The organism is Paenibacillus sp. FSL H3-0469 (genome assembly GCF_038051945.1).
Taxonomy (GTDB): domain Bacteria; phylum Bacillota; class Bacilli; order Paenibacillales; family Paenibacillaceae; genus Paenibacillus_AQ.
This window is the reverse complement of record NZ_CP150302.1, coordinates 64,200-79,092: the sequence shown is the minus strand read 5'-3', so window position 1 is coordinate 79,092 and position 14,893 is coordinate 64,200. Positions and strand designations below refer to the sequence as shown.

Annotated in this window: 16 protein-coding genes; 4 read left to right on the top strand and 12 right to left on the bottom strand. The window is 53.4% G+C overall.

From position 1 onward, the window contains the following. Positions 1-95: 95 nt before the first annotated feature. The 4 genes from NSS83_RS00350 to NSS83_RS00335 all read right to left on the bottom strand — a co-directional run bounded on the left by NSS83_RS00350 (position 96) and on the right by NSS83_RS00335 (position 3,921). Positions 96-887 (bottom strand): SDR family NAD(P)-dependent oxidoreductase, encoded by a 792-nt coding sequence (locus tag NSS83_RS00350; protein ID WP_341021224.1) that lies wholly within the window; start codon positions 885-887, stop codon positions 96-98. Between the two features lie 176 nt (positions 888-1,063). Beyond that, on the bottom strand, positions 1,064-1,858 hold the full coding sequence (locus NSS83_RS00345) for an ABC transporter ATP-binding protein (RefSeq protein ID WP_341347472.1): 795 nt from the start codon (positions 1,856-1,858) through the stop codon (positions 1,064-1,066). Beyond that, positions 1,845-2,774: an ABC transporter permease gene (locus NSS83_RS00340; RefSeq protein ID WP_341186247.1), complete on the bottom strand. Its 930-nt coding sequence runs from the start codon at positions 2,772-2,774 to the stop codon at positions 1,845-1,847. The genes NSS83_RS00345 and NSS83_RS00340 overlap by 14 nt, the downstream gene beginning before the upstream one ends. 70 nt (positions 2,775-2,844) lie before the next feature. Then, the gene (locus tag NSS83_RS00335; RefSeq protein WP_341186248.1) at positions 2,845-3,921 is read right to left on the bottom strand and encodes an ABC transporter substrate-binding protein; all 1,077 of its coding nucleotides are present in this window, start codon (positions 3,919-3,921) and stop codon (positions 2,845-2,847) included. 326 nt (positions 3,922-4,247) lie between these two features. Here NSS83_RS00335 and NSS83_RS00330 point away from each other — a divergent pair, with 326 nt between their 5' ends. After that, on the top strand, positions 4,248-5,183 hold the full coding sequence (locus NSS83_RS00330) for an NlpC/P60 family protein (RefSeq protein WP_341186249.1): 936 nt from the start codon (positions 4,248-4,250) through the stop codon (positions 5,181-5,183). Positions 5,184-5,240: 57 nt separating this feature from the next. Here NSS83_RS00330 and NSS83_RS00325 read toward each other — a convergent pair whose 3' ends face one another. Then, on the bottom strand, positions 5,241-5,579 hold the full coding sequence (locus NSS83_RS00325; protein WP_341186250.1) for a DUF2500 domain-containing protein: 339 nt from the start codon (positions 5,577-5,579) through the stop codon (positions 5,241-5,243). 263 nt (positions 5,580-5,842) lie between these two features. Here NSS83_RS00325 and NSS83_RS00320 point away from each other — a divergent pair, with 263 nt between their 5' ends. After that, entirely contained in the window at positions 5,843-6,217 is a 375-nt protein-coding gene (locus NSS83_RS00320) for a hypothetical protein (RefSeq protein ID WP_341347471.1), read from the top strand. A gap of 60 nt (positions 6,218-6,277) precedes the next feature. Then, positions 6,278-7,150, top strand: a complete 873-nt coding sequence (locus NSS83_RS00315) for a YitT family protein (protein WP_341186252.1) — start codon at positions 6,278-6,280, stop codon at positions 7,148-7,150. Positions 7,151-7,264: 114 nt separating this feature from the next. Here the strand turns inward: NSS83_RS00315 and NSS83_RS00310 are convergent, their stop codons facing one another. The 4 genes from NSS83_RS00310 to NSS83_RS00295 all read right to left on the bottom strand — a co-directional run bounded on the left by NSS83_RS00310 (position 7,265) and on the right by NSS83_RS00295 (position 12,380). Continuing rightward, entirely contained in the window at positions 7,265-7,552 is a 288-nt protein-coding gene (locus NSS83_RS00310; RefSeq protein ID WP_341186253.1) for a stage VI sporulation protein F, read from the bottom strand. Between the two features lie 66 nt (positions 7,553-7,618). Continuing rightward, complete coding sequence (gene recG / locus NSS83_RS00305) at positions 7,619-9,670, bottom strand: ATP-dependent DNA helicase RecG (protein WP_341186254.1); 2,052 nt, start codon at positions 9,668-9,670, stop codon at positions 7,619-7,621. A gap of 15 nt (positions 9,671-9,685) precedes the next feature. Beyond that, positions 9,686-10,546: a DegV family protein gene (locus NSS83_RS00300; RefSeq protein ID WP_341186255.1), complete on the bottom strand. Its 861-nt coding sequence runs from the start codon at positions 10,544-10,546 to the stop codon at positions 9,686-9,688. A gap of 49 nt (positions 10,547-10,595) precedes the next feature. Continuing rightward, the gene (locus tag NSS83_RS00295; RefSeq protein WP_341347470.1) at positions 10,596-12,380 is read right to left on the bottom strand and encodes a DAK2 domain-containing protein; all 1,785 of its coding nucleotides are present in this window, start codon (positions 12,378-12,380) and stop codon (positions 10,596-10,598) included. A 191-nt stretch (positions 12,381-12,571) separates the two neighbouring features. Here NSS83_RS00295 and rpmB point away from each other — a divergent pair, with 191 nt between their 5' ends. Beyond that, positions 12,572-12,760, top strand: coding sequence for a 50S ribosomal protein L28 (gene rpmB, locus NSS83_RS00290; RefSeq protein WP_076074411.1), 189 nt, complete (start codon positions 12,572-12,574; stop codon positions 12,758-12,760). Between the two features lie 173 nt (positions 12,761-12,933). Here rpmB and spoVM read toward each other — a convergent pair whose 3' ends face one another. From spoVM to rsgA, 3 genes are all read right to left on the bottom strand, one after another. Further along, positions 12,934-13,014, bottom strand: a complete 81-nt coding sequence (spoVM, locus tag NSS83_RS00285; RefSeq protein WP_020431362.1) for a stage V sporulation protein SpoVM — start codon at positions 13,012-13,014, stop codon at positions 12,934-12,936. A gap of 213 nt (positions 13,015-13,227) precedes the next feature. Continuing rightward, positions 13,228-13,899, bottom strand: coding sequence for a ribulose-phosphate 3-epimerase (rpe, locus tag NSS83_RS00280; protein WP_341186257.1), 672 nt, complete (start codon positions 13,897-13,899; stop codon positions 13,228-13,230). A 4-nt stretch (positions 13,900-13,903) separates the two neighbouring features. Next, the gene (gene rsgA / locus NSS83_RS00275; protein WP_341186258.1) at positions 13,904-14,809 is read right to left on the bottom strand and encodes a ribosome small subunit-dependent GTPase A; all 906 of its coding nucleotides are present in this window, start codon (positions 14,807-14,809) and stop codon (positions 13,904-13,906) included. Between the last annotated feature and the right edge of the window lie 84 nt (positions 14,810-14,893).

Here is a 14,893-nt window from a genome sequence, read left to right as displayed (position 1 = left end):
GCAATACTGCCTGAGGCTCCGGCAAGGAACATCGTCCGCTTCAGAGAAGACCTCACTTATCCCATCATATGAGCGATGAGTGACTTATAGAAGGATTAGCCGTGCAGAAGCGATTCTGCTCCGTCACAGTAGATTTCCGTACCGGTGATATGATCCGAATCCTCAGAAGCCAGGAACAGCGCAAGCTTGGCCACCTGATCCGGACGTCCAGGCCCTTTCTCCAGCGGCTGTCCGCCATCGGGGAACTCCACTTCAATCTGCACTTCCTTGAGATCGTCCGAAGGATAGGTATTATCATCTATATTCGTGGTAATAGCTCCCGGACAGATAGCGTTTACACGAATCTTGTACTGGGCCAGCTCAAGCGCAGCCATCTTCATAAAAGCTACCTGACCTGCCTTGGTCGTACTATAAGCAGAGAACCCGACATTGGAGAATACCCGGTTGCCGTTGATCGAGCTGTTGATCAGAATGCTGCCGCCCTTCTCCTTGAGATGAGGAATCGCATATTTGACGGTGGCGAAGGTGCCACGCAGATTAATCTGAATCGTCTGATCCCAGGACTCGATGTCCATCGTCTCAATCGGTGTCATGGCGCCGTTGATCCCGGCATTGGCGAAGACCACATCCAGCTGTCCCCACTTCTCCACTACCTGGTTCACGGCATGCTCCACCTGCTGCGGATCAGCAATATCACATTCAAACACTTCGGCTTCTCCGCCCTCCTGCTTGATTCTAGCGGCCACCTTCTCCGCATTCTCCACCGTCCGGTCCAGAAGTGCCACCTTGGCCCCGCTTCTGGCGAACTCCAGCACAGATGCCCGGCCGATACCCGAGCCGCCTCCTGTAACAATCGCAACCTTGCCTTCCAGTTTCTTCGCAGTCATATGTGCAGTCGCCTCCATTGGTGTTTGATGTTCAAGTTATGTTCTTTCCCTTAACTTTACCTCTCATACCTGGAAGTGAATCGGAACATAGCGCCTGAAATAGCAAAAAAGCTTGATCCGCGACGGTTAAACCGGCAGCAGATCAAGCCGTAATGCTAAAGAATGATGATCCCGAATCAGCCCAGCATCATCCGGTCGTCAGCCAGCTTATGGCCGCTGATCGCTTCGAATTCGCCAAGCAGACGCTCTACCGTCAGATCCTTTTTGCGCATCTCATCGAAATCAAGGATGATCGAGCCTTTATCCATCATGATGAGCCGGTTGCCCAGCCGGATCGCCTGATCCATATTATGGGTAACCATCAGCGTAGTCAGCTTCATCTCACGGACAATGGATTCCGTAAGGGTGGTGATTAGCTCCGCGCGCGATGGGTCAAGCGCAGCTGTATGCTCATCCAGCAGCAGAATCTGCGGCTGGGTGAAGGTCGCCATCAGCAGGCTCAGCGCCTGCCGCTCGCCTCCTGAGAGCAGCCCCACCTTGGCCGGCAGCCGGTCCTCCAGGCCGATGCCCAGGCGGCTAAGCTGTTCACGGAATAGCGTTCGTTTGTGCGCATTGACACCCAAGGACAGCCCGCGGGACTTGCCCCGCTTGTAGGCCATAGCCAGGTTCTCCTCAATCGTCATATGCGGCGCAGTCCCGGCCATCGGGTCCTGGAAGACCCGGCCGATCCAGCGTGCGCGCTGGTATTCCGCCAGATGGCTGATTGAGCTGCCCTCAATGCGCGCTTCCCCCAGATCGGGCTTCATCACGCCTGAGATAATGTTCATCAGTGTAGATTTGCCGGCACCGTTACTGCCGATAATCGTGACGAAATCCCCGGCTTTCAGTTCAAGATCGATTCCCAGCAGTGCAACCTTCTCATCCGGCGAACCGGGATTGAACAGCTTACACACATTATCAAGCTTCAACATTAGCGGCCCCTCCTCTCTGCTTGCTGCGTTGAGCCAGCTCAGCAAGCTCTGCAGTCCGTCTGCGGGCCGTGCTCTTCTGCTTCACATACCGCTGAACCGACGGGAAGACTAGGGCAATAATGACGATAATTGCAGTGATCAGCTTGAGGTCGGAAGCCTTGAGCCAAGATACCCGGAGGGCCAGAGCGACAACGATCCGGTACACGATTGAGCCGAGCAGCACAGCCAGTGTCGCCCGGAAAACGTTCTTCGCACCAAAGATTGCCTCACCGATAATTACCGACGCGAGTCCGATCACAATCATCCCGATCCCCATTGAGGCATCGGCGAAGGAAGAATACTGGGCGATCAGTGCGCCCGAGAGCGCCACCAGCCCGTTCGACAGGCTGATCCCTAGAATGGTTGTTGAATCCGTGTTGACCCCGAAGCTGCGGATCATCCGCGAGTTGTCGCCGGTGGCCCGCAGGGCCAGTCCCAGATCGGTGCGCAGGAACAGATCCATCAGGATTTTGACCAGCACAACGATAAAAGGCATGACCAGCAGAGGATTCATGGAGCTGAATAACGTATCCTCCCCCATGAGGGAGACATTCGGCTTATCCAGAATCCGCAGATTGATCGAATACAAGGCAATCATCATCAGAATCCCGGACAGCAGCCCGTTGATTTTACCTTTGGTATGAAGCAGACCGGTACACATTCCTGCCGCCATTCCGCCGAGCAACGCACACAGGGTAGCCAATAACGGAGAATAACCACTATTGATCATCACTGCGGCAATCGCGCCGCCGGTTGTGAAGCTTCCGTCCACCGTCAGATCGGGGAAATCCAGAATACGGAAGGTAATATACACCCCAAGCGCCATGAATGCGTAGAGCAGGCCCATTTCCAGAGCCCCGATTAATGAATTATACATTGCTGACTTCCTCCCTCAAGCGGCAAAGGGCGCCCACCCTCGGACGCACCCTGTTTATGAAATCTATAGGTTATTGAATAATATTATTGCCCGGATCAGCCACTTCAGCCTTCATAGCATCCGTTACTTCAATTCCCTGTGCTGCCGCCGCCTTGAGATTAAGGACCAAGTCCAGCTTCTCCTGCATCGTCACCTTCATATCACCGGGACTTTTTCCGTTCTTAAGCACTTCTACCGCCATTTGGCCGACCTGATAGCCATGATCATAGTATTTGAAGCCTACCGTAGCAAAAGCCCCCTTCTCTACCGTATCACGGTCAGCCGAGAAGAACGGAAGCTTATTGTCGTTAGCCGTCTGGATAATCGTATCTACGCCGCTGACAACGGAGTTATCGAGCGTAATGTACAGCGCATCTACGCGCCCTACAAGGGAATCCGCAGCCTGCTTCACTTCCGAAGTATTGGTAATCGCCGCCTTCACCAGCTCGATCCCGTGCTTGTCCAGCTCACCTTTGGCGATATCCGCCATAACTACAGCATTCGGCTCTCCTTCATTAATGACCAGGCCCAGCTTCTTCACCTTGGGGAACTGCGTCGCAATGAAGTTCATCAGGCGGGTAATCGACTCCGGATTGGTATCCGATGCGCCCGATACATTACCTCCGGGATGCTCCAGATCACTGACAATCTTGGCATCCAGAGGGTCGGTTACCGCAGCGAACAGAATCGGAGTGTCCTTGACTTTTTGAACCACTGCCTGAGCTGAAGGTGTTGCAATTCCCAGCACCAGATCATTCTTGTCGCCGGCAATTTTCTGGGCAATGGACAGGTTGTTGGCCTGATCGGCCTGAGCGTTCTGAAGATCCACCTTCAAATTCTCCCCTTCAACAATCCCTGCATCCTTCAGCGCAGCAAGGAATCCTTCGCGGGTGGCATCCAGTGACGGATGCTCCACATATTGCGAGATGGCAATCTTATAGGACTTGGCATCGCCTGAGCCTGCATTCGAGGCTGGAGCTTCCGTCGCTGCGGCCGGGGCATTCCCGGTGCCCGCGTCATTCTTCACTGCTGCATTATTGTTTCCGCAACCGGCAGCTACGAGCATCAAGGCCATACTTAGCCCCATCCAAATCTTCTTTGTTTTCATCAGATAACCCCTCTTCTTGTACGGGTTCAGCGCGAGAACCTGGGCTAGCGGTCCAGCATTATCGCTTTCATCTTTAAAAGCATTAAAGCGAACGCCCGCACCCTGTCCCCATCCGCTCCCCGAATCTATTAAACATATATTATATGTAGGTTGATTTCCCGTCAATCATTTAAGTGGGGTCCATATTTTACAAAATACGCACAATGAGTATCTCCTCGCTTCAACAATCTGCGGTTTATCTTGACATTGTTTGCTAAAGCCTGCAGCACATAAAAAAAGCGGTCCTGCACAAACTTACCTTAAAGTTTGAAGATGGAGCGTGCCCTATGCCAATAATCAATCTGCGTACAAGCAAAATTTTATTGTCCTCCGCTATCCTAGTTACCGCCATTACGGGAACAACCGCCTGCAGCTACACCAGCAAGGACAGCACTCCCAAGGTTAACTCGCTGACCCCAACCGGAACATTTGCGGGCAGCTATTATGAGAAGAATTCTTTTACCGACAAGGAAGGCAAGTACTGGATTCCGCTCAAACCGGCTGTCGCCTCCATCGGCTTCCGGATGAAGGATGACACGGCAAGCGGCGGCTATACCAAGCTCGGCTATAGTGATGTCATGTATATGCTGCGGCCGGATTCCAGCCAGGTGTTCTCATTGGGCCAGAAAATCACCCTTCCCGATGTCCCCGTCCGCCGTGAAGGTCAAATCTATATCACCCCCACCGCCTTGTCCAAGCTGCTGCAGACCGAGGTCGGCTGGAATCCTGTTACTGGCGAGATCAATATCGCGACTCCTTCCGACAGGGAGAGTACAGAGGGCTCCGGCAAGGTGGAGGCTGCGAAGCCGCTGCGGATTCAGAGTGTATCGAGCGTGGACACGGGAGAGCTGGTCTCCTATGCCAAAAAGTTTCTCGGTGTACCTTACGATTTCGGCGCTGGCCCCTATGAAGAGACCAAGCGCTTCGACTGCTCGTCCTTTACACGCCATGTCTTTCAGAAATTCGGGGTGGATCTGCCTCGTCTGGCCAAAGATCAGGACAACATCGGCAGACGGGTGTCGCGCAGCTCGCTGGAGCCCGGCGATCTGATCTTCTTCACCGTACCCGGACGTTTCGAGAGCGACGCGGTTCCCGGTCACGTCGGTATCTACATCGGCGGAGGGAATTTCATTCACACCTGGGGTGACCCCGGCGTACAGATCAGTGAGCTGGACAGCGGATACTGGAGCAATGTAATTCTGCACATGCAGCGCGTGCTCTAGACCCGGACACAATAAATGCAAGGAAGACTGCCTCGGCTCACTTACTGAGCGACCGGTTCACTTCCTTGCATTTATTGCTGAATCCGAACGCACGAATCCTTTGAACCGGCTGCCCTGATATGACAGCTCCCCCCGGTCCCCCTCCACAATCATGGCATACGCCTTAGGCTTCACTTCAAACTCTCTGCGGCTGCCATTATAGAATTCAAAGGTCACATAATAACTCGTGTGGGTTCCCATATGGCCTCTTCCGCCCCAGACCTCTGTCCGTTTGGCTACTGCCGTGACTACCTTTGATTGCAGAGGGCTGGTCTGGTTGGTCATCCAAGTCTTGAGCCCTCTCCAAATCGTATATGCAACAAAGCCTGCGATCAGCAGCAGAATGAGCTTTAACAAGAATGGCCCCTCCGTGAAAAATCCGCTCTGGCTGCTGGACGCTGCCGGGTACAAACCGTTAAATAAGCCTGCATGATGCAAATTAACCGCTCCTTCCGATAATTTTTTCACAAAAAGTTCAATTTACTAAAGAATACGCAGCGTAGCAGCTCCGGTTTCGTTATTCCGCAGTCGCAGGCATTGAAAAAACAGCCTATTATATTTGGCCCTGCTAAGATCCTATGATATGCTTTAACTACAATATACAAAAGAGGGGGGTTCTCATGAGGAGAGATTGGACGCATCTGTCACTGCTGGATGTGCTGAAGGCCGTGTTCCTTCCACTGCTGCTGCTGACCTTCCTGATCATGGCCCTCCAGATGCTGCACGAACAAGAGTCTGAGATGCATTCTGTAAGGCCGGACCGCTATGAGCATAAGCTGGCTCAGCCAGCGCGCGTGCATCATACGCAGATTTATGATGCGCAGGCCGTCAGGCTTGCTCCCCGTGAGAACCCTCTGACGCTGGAGTCCGGACCTTTCGGGCTGCTGCTCTGTGTATCCCTGCTCCCCTTCATTTACATTCTGCTGAAGCGGCGGCTGCTGATTCCGCTCAAATATAATTCACATTTCGTAGGAGTGCGGCTGTACGCTGAATGAGCAGCAACCGCCGTAACCCGCAACACAAATACCGGTTTCCTGCTGAAAGGAGGAAATCTTATGAAAGTCAGATATAGAAACGCTGCACCCTTACGTTATTCTAAGACCTTGCGTCTGCTGTCCATTGTAGGCGGAGGATTACTTGCTGCCGTTGGTCTGGAGCTGTTCCTGATGCCGCATAAGCTGCTTCCGGGCGGCATTGCCGGACTATCCGCCCTGCTGTCCCATGTGACTGAAATGCGGCTTGGATTATTCCTGTTCCTGTTCAACCTTCCATTTATTCTGATGTCGCGCAGGCAGATAAATCTCCGCTTTGCCTTGTATACGATGCTTGGCCTGATCTGTCTGACAGCAGGGTCTCTGGCACTGCACCATTTCCCGGCGGCAATCAGCGAGCCGCTGCCTGCGGCCATTGCCGGGGGTCTATGCCTCGGGTTCGGCCTGGGCATCTCTGTACGCTTCGGCGGGCTGACCGCAGGAAGCGAGAAGCAGAGCGTACGGCTGCTGAACGGAGGACCGCCCAAATCGGCTGAGATGCCGATTATGCTGTTCAACATGCTCATCCTGCTCTACGGCGGATCATTATTCGGCTGGGATCAGGCGATGTATAGTATCATCGCGTACCTGCTCGCCTTTGAAGCGCTGAGGTTCTCCTTAAGAGATCTTTCACTTACGCAGGCGGTGTTCATTACCAGCAGCAAATGCGAGGAGATTCGGCGCAAGCTCCAGCAGTCGCTGGACCGCGAGGTGAAGCTCGTAAAATCCACAGGACCGCAGGGAGAGCCAGGGACAGTATTCTGTCTGGCCAGCAGGCTGGAGGAAGAGCAGCTTGCCTCTATCGTGCATGACTGTGATCAGGACAGCAAGATTGTGATTAATGCCGCGCGGAACAACCGGATCTCAGCGCTTTTCCGTAATAAGCCGCCGGGCTAAGCCCTATGGCCTTCCATAGCGGCACAAAGCAAGTAAAAAGCGTTCCCGTAAGTAACATACGGGAACGCTTTTTGGATTACACGCCTATCGGAGCCTACTGAATCCTGCTATTTGTCAGCGGAACATCCCCCATAAGCGGATCAGGTGAAACGTATTGTTCGGATCAATCTTTTGGGCAATGACGAATTTCACAATTTGTTCTTCCTGCGCAGACGTCAGCTTCTCATGCATCACCGTCGAGGCATTACGCACCAGCTTGCGCACGACTGCTGTATCCTGCAGCTCCTGTTTGGAGATGCCGGTAATCATATTCTTGACGCGTTCCTTGACCGCCGGATTCTTCATCTTCAGCTTGATACGATCCACCAGCTGGGGACTGATTCCATATTGCTGATAACCCAAGTACAGCACCTCCTGTCATATCCAATCATTCACAGTATATGAAGGCAGGTGCCCGGATGTGCCTGTTCAGTCAATTAAATCCCCCTGGAAAATTTGTTCCTGCTGCAAATACCCGCGCAGCGGCGCAACATCCGCCGAGGTCCAGAAGGAAGCCTCCCGCAGCAGCTCCGCAGCATCATCGCGCGCCAGCTCCAGCGTCTCGAAGTCAGCGGTCATATCCGCCAGCCGGAATTCAGGCAGGCCGCTCTGCTTCGTCCCGAAGAAATCCCCCGGTCCGCGCAGCTCCAGGTCCCGCCGTGATACCTCGAACCCGTCATCCGTATCTGTCATTGCAGTCATCCGCTCGCGCCCGATCTCCGACTTCGGATCAGCCATCAGCACACAGTAGGAAGCATGCTCCCCTCTGCCGACCCGGCCGCGCAGCTGATGCAGCTGAGACAGCCCAAAGCGGTCAGCATCCATGATAATCATCAGCGTGGCATTCGGGACATCGACACCAACCTCTACGACCGTTGTAGACACCAGAAGCTGCAATTCGTTACTGTAGAAGTTCCGCATTACCTCGTCCTTCTCGGACGGCGTCATTCTCCCGTGAAGCAAGCCCACCCTGTAATCCGGAAAAGCCTGAGACATCTGCACATGCAGATCAATCGCATTCTGCACATCCAGCTTCTCCGACTCCTCAATCAGCGGACAGATCAGGTAGGCTTGCCGCCCCTGTTCAATCTCGCGGCTAATCAGGTTCATCACCCGCTCCATCAGATCCGGCTTCACCCAGTAGGTGGTAATCGGCACACGCCCCTTCGGCCGTTCGGATAACGTAGACACATCCATATCCCCAAAGACGGTGATCGCCAGCGTCCGCGGGATCGGAGTGGCAGTCATCGTCAGCACATCCGGGTTGTACCCCTTGCGCCGCAGGACACTGCGCTGGTTCACCCCGAAGCGGTGCTGCTCATCCGTAACCACAAGCCCCAGGCTGCGGAAGAAGACATCCTCCTGGATCAGCGCATGGGTCCCGACGACCACATCCAGCATGCCCATCTGTAGAGAGGCCAGCAGATCCTTCCGTTTGCGGCCGGTTACGCTGCCGGTCAGCAGGCCCACGGTAATACCGAAGGGCTCGAACATCTTCGTGAGCGAGCGCATATGCTGCTCTGCCAGGATTTCAGTCGGCACCATCAGCGCACCCTGAAATCCGGATCTTACAGTTGCGTAGAGCGCTATGGCCGCGAGTACAGTTTTGCCGGAGCCCACATCGCCTTGAAGCAGCCTGTTCATGCAATACCCTGAACGCATATCCTGCAGAATCTCCAGCTCCACATGCTTCTGGGCATCGGTCAGCTCAAACGGCAGGCTGCGCACGAATTGCCTCACTGTTGCATTGTCCACCGTATGAACCACGCCATCCATCCGGCCACGGTTCAGCACGCGGAAGGCTTGTACCTTCAGCTGGAACAGGAACAGTTCCTCATATACCATCCGGCGTCTTCCCTGCTGGCCCTCGCGCGTGTCCTCCGGCTGATGGATCGTGGCTATGGCCCGCTTGCGTGACATGAAGTCATATTTGCGCATAATGCTGTGCGGCAGAATCTCAGGGATCAGGTCCCCGTACTGCTGCAACGCCTGGCCAATAATCCGGCGAATCCAGGACTGCGTAATCTTGCCCCCGACGGAGTATACCGGCTGTAACGTTCCTGTCTTCCCTTCGCCTCGGTCCGGGAATTCATAGTTGGTCACCGTAATCTGATTGCGCTTCTGGTCCCACTTCCCCGTCAGCACCACTTCACGGCCGACCGTCAATTGTTCACGCGCATAATGCTGGTTGAACCACGTAGCGGTGAACATCCACGGCTCCGCCACCATCTTGCAGCTCATGCGGGATTTGCCCCCGAAGCGCTGGAGCACCGGAATGCCGATGACCTTGGCTACCACGGTTGCCTTATCGCCGTGCTTGACCTCACTAAGAGATTTCGGACGGAAGTCCTCATACCGGAAGGGGTAATACTCCAGCAGATCCTTCACCGTAAAGACGCCAAAGGCGTGAAGCTCGCTTTGCTTTTGAGCGCTCACGCCAGTTATTTGTTTCACTTCAATTGAATCCAAAGTAAGCACCATGTTCATCCCCTAACCTTAAGCGGGCCAGATGAATACGGCTAAGGTTCCGTTCCCGACATGGCTGCCCACGACAGGGCCGACATTGGTCAGAACCTTCTCTTTCAAGGTGAAATGTCCGGCTAACTCCCGCAGGAACTCTTCGCCGGAAGCCGGTTCAGCCGTATGACCCACGGCCACATGTATTGTATTCACACCCGGCAGATCTGCCTTGAACAGCTCGATCATGCGGGCGACTGCCTTCTTGCGCCCTCTGACCTTCTCTACCGCATAAATAATGCCTTCCGCATCAATGGACAGGATCGGCTTGATATTGAGCAGTGTGCCCAGGATGGCCGATGCCTTGCCGATTCTACCGCCCTTTTGCAGATATTCCAGTGTATCCACGAGGAAATACAGCTTGCGGGATTGACGCAGACTCTCCACCTTCGCCAGAATCTCCGCAGGAGCATGCCCCTGTTCTGCCAGCCGGGCGGCTTCCACAACCATGAACCCGAAGCCGTAGGAGGCGGAGAGGCTATCCACCACGGTGATAGCTTCTCCGTCCTCTTCCAGCATGGATTTGGCCATGACAGCAGACTGATAAGTACCGCTTAAGCCGGAGGAGATATGGAAGGACAAAATGGAACTGCCTGGATGCTTCTCCTGTATATTGCGGTATACATTCATGTATTCTACAGGAGACGGCTGTGAAGTGGTCGGCAATTGCGGCGAGCGGGGAAGACGCTCGTAGAATTGTTCCGGAGTCATATCTACATTATCCCGAAATGCCTCTTCGCCGAACATCAGCGTCAGCGGAACGACTTCAATGCCGTACTGCTCCGCCAGAGCAGGCGGGATATCGGAGGTGCTGTCGGTAACGATTACGGTACGATTCATAATGTTCCTCCCCATACTATGATTTGGCTGCGCCACTCACGTAGAGATTCTACGGCTCGACTGAAAAAAGATAATAGTACAGCGGCTGGCCGCCTTCATGAATCTCAACCTCAACCTGCGGATACGTCTCTTCCAGCCAGCTGCCGAGGGCATCCGTAATGTCAGCCTCGGTATCTGCACCAGTGAGTACAGTAACGATCTCATCACCATTGACCAGCATGCTGGACAACAGCTCCTTGCTGACCGTGAGCAAATCATCGGCAGCAGCAACAATCTTGGAGCTCTCGATGCCGATATACTGACCGGATTTGATCTCCAGATTCTCCATCACGGTATCCCGTACAGCATTGGTAATCTGCCCGGATTTGACCTGGGCAATCGCCTCCAGCATGTTGCTGGTGTTGGTATCTACCGCATCCTCCTCCTGGAAGGCAAAGGCTGCCGAGATTCCCTGGGGAATACTCTTGCTCGGAATCACTGTAATCTCACGTTCGCCCTCCAGCAGCTCCTTGGCCTGCTGAGCAGCCAGGACGATATTGGAGTTATTCGGCAGAATGAAGATATGCTTTGCGGAAATGGAAGAGATCGCATTCACGAAATCCTCTGTACTCGGATTCATCGTCTGGCCGCCGGCCAGGATCGCATCGACACCCAGGCTGCGGAAAATATCCGAAATTCCATCTCCTGAGGAGACCGCAATGAAGCCGTATGGCGCCAGATCATCCGCAGGAGGAACCGCAGGCGCCTGCACACTGGCCTTCTCTTCCGGAATATCGGCGAAGACATCCGGCATCGGAGCGATGTCCATACCGGCAGTCAACAGATCGCGGTGCTGCTCACGCATGTTAAGGATGTGAATCTGGGTAATCTCCCCGTGGACAAGCGCCAGATTAAGCACCTCTCCGGGAGTCTTGGAATGCACATGCACCTTGATTGTCTCATCATCCGAGATGACGATGATCGAATCCCCGTTAACTGATAACGCTTTCCGAAAAGCTTCCTCATCAAAATCCGCTTTCACGGATGCGCCAAGCTGACGGTTAATGAAAAATTCCATATCATATAAAAATTCAATGTCTTCCGTATGGAGCTGTGATTGCGCGGAAGACTGTACGGAGGACATGGCATGCTCAGGTTTGGCCAACACTGGTGCCGGTACAGATACCGGAGCTGCGGCTTGTCCTTGCACAGGAGTCTGCACAGGTGCTGAGACCGCTCCGCTGGTCAGATGCTGATGGAAGCCTTCATAGATGTAGACCAGACCCTGGCCCCCCGAATCCACCACGCCCACCTGCTTCAGCACAGGCAGCTGCTCAGGCGTATGTGCCAAGGCTTCCTTAGCTTTGGCCAGGACTTCAGTCATCAGCTCGATAATATCAGTTGTGCGGCGTGCATAATACACTGCATGTCTGGCAGCTTCCTTGGCGACCGTAAGAATGGTGCCTTCAACCGGCTTCACCACTGCCTTATAGGCGGTATCCACCCCGGTCTGCAGTGCTGCAGCGAACTGCTGTGTGTTAAGCTCATCATATTGGGCCGCGTAACGTCCAAGTCCTCTGAACAGCTGTGACAAAATAACGCCGGAGTTCCCGCGCGCGCCCATCAATAGTCCCTTCGACAGCACTCCTGCACATTGACCGACAGAGGCCGTGTTGTTTCTCTTCAATTCGTTCGCGCCTGCGGTCATAGTCAGATTCATGTTCGTGCCCGTATCGCCATCCGGCACCGGAAACACATTCAATGAATTGACATGCTCGGCATGCTGCTGCAGCATTTCCGCACCGGCTAGTACCATTGCGGTAAAATCTGTCCCGTTTATAGAACGCTTACTCAATGAGAATTCCCCTTCCTAACTTCATGCCTAATCAATTCAATGATCAACTGGACATAATGCACTAATTTATATTGTACTATAAGAGTCTACAGAAATAAATGTTTTTGAATCGGTTGACGAAGCAATTTTTGCTGTGATATGATATTCAAGTATTGTTTTACGCAGGTGTAAGTAACAAGGAGGTGTAATCTATGTCCCGCACATGTACAGTAACAGGCAAGAAACCGGGCAGCGGTAACCACGTGTCTCACGCTAACAACCGCAACCGTCGCTCTTGGGGAGTTAACGTTCAGAAGGTTCGTATCTTGGTGAACGGCAAACCGAAACGCGTGTACGTCAGCACCCGTGCTTTGAAATCCGGTAAAGTTGAACGCGTCTAGTTTCCGATCATTCCCGGGCCTGGCGATATCTCATACCAAGTAGAAACGGACATGCCGTTCTTTCATAGACGGTATCCGTTTCAGCGAGAATAGAAGAGATATTATATTTGTAGCAAAAAGCACCCTTTACATTCGTAAGGTGCTTTTTTTCATATTTACTTGTCTTCTTTAACCTAACTCTTCTGAAACGTGTTCAAAATCGCTTTAACAAAACCTCCCAAAAATCTTGGCAGCTTGAACGTGTAAAATTTCATGATTAACCCTCCCATCAATTCATGCCGTGCAGTAGGAGACGATCCTGTCTAGATGAAGAATATTCCATCGATTGCAGACCTCCGCAAAAAAGGCTACATGAGATTTCTGCTCATGTAACCATATTTATGCGACCACAACTTGGCCTATACCTTCCGTATGCGAATGCAGCAGATTGAGGGTCAATTCGTTCAATAGTAAATGGGTATCCTCGCCTATATCCGGGCTGCGCTGTCCGCCGCCTCACGAATGGCCTTGATCGCGCCTGCGCGGTCGGTGCGGCCAAACACCGCATTACCAGCCACAAGCACATCGGCCCCTGCTTCAGCTACAAGCGGCGCCGTAGCTTCGGCTACTCCGCCGTCTACCTCGATATGCAGACCCTTGTGATGGATCTCCTCAGCCCACTCCCGGAGCTGTGTAATCTTATGCAGTGTGCGCGGAATGAAGGCCTGCCCGCCGAAGCCCGGATTGACTGTCATCACAAGCACCATATCTACATCCTCCAGAACCTCACGCACCGCCGCAGCCGGGGTAGCCGGATTAATGGCCACCCCGGCCATCAGGCCGAGCTCCTTGATCTGATGGATTACTCGGTGCAGATGCACGCAGGCTTCGGCGTGAACTGTAATCACAGAAGCACCCGCAGCCGCAAAATCAGCAATATAGCGTTCCGGGTTCTCAATCATTAAATGTACATCCAGAGGTAAAGAAGTATGGGCTCTCACCGCTGACACAATCGCGGGACCCAGCGTAATATTCGGCACAAAATGTCCGTCCATCACATCTACATGAATCCAGTCCGCACCGCTGGCTTCCGCTTCGGCCACCTCTGCGCCAAGCGCTGCGAAATCTGCTGACAATATGGAAGGAGCAATTTTTACCATGAGTTTAGTACCTCCGCTTTTTATCTTTCATTTCATTATAAAACAGCTTGTAATGCTCGTAACGGCTATCTGCAATATCCCCGGACTCCCAGGCCTCTATCACCTTGCAGCCCGGTTCGTGGAGATGGCTGCAGCCGCGGAATTTGCAATTCTCCGCATAGGAAGCGAACTCACGGAAGCACTCCGACAGCTCTTCTACGCCCAGCTCCAGAAAATCCAGCTGGCTGAAGCCCGGAGTGTCGGCCACAAACCCGCCATTACCTATATCCATCAGCTCTACATGGCGTGTAGTATGACGCCCGCGTCCGAGTCGGAGGCTAATCTCCCCTGTCTCCAGTGCCAGACCGGGTACAAGCCGGTTAAGCAATGTCGACTTCCCTACGCCCGACTGTCCTGAGAAGACGCTGATGATTCCGGCCAGTCGCTGATGCAGCTCATCCGCACCTGATCCGTTCAGTGAGCTTGTGACCATGACCTCGTAACCAATCTGCTCATATAGAGCTTTGACGGCTTCCGTAGCCTGGCCTTCATCATCGGCCAGATCCTGCTTCGTCAGCACAATCAGCGTCTCCAGGCCTGAATGCTCGATATGAACCAGGAACTTGTCCAGCAGATTAAGATTCATATCCGGCTCCCGCACGGAGAACAGCAGCACTGCCAGCTTCACGTTAGCCACCTGAGGGCGGATCAGCTCCGATTCACGGGGAAGCAGTTCATCAACCATGCCCTCTCCGTTCTCAGTCAGCACATAGATTACCCGGTCACCGACCAACGGCGCAATTCCTTTCTTCTTCAGGATGCCGCGCCCCCGGCACTGTACCGCTTCTTCTTCAGTTACAATCTGTTCATCCTTGAGCGGCTTAACATAGTAATATCCGCTTAACGCTTTAATTATGATTCCTTCTGGCATACATGCTGAGCCTTCCTCTCCTGTATATTGCGCAAATGACCCAAGTGTATAGTCCCCCGGGTCATTTCGCTGCTTCAACCCTGC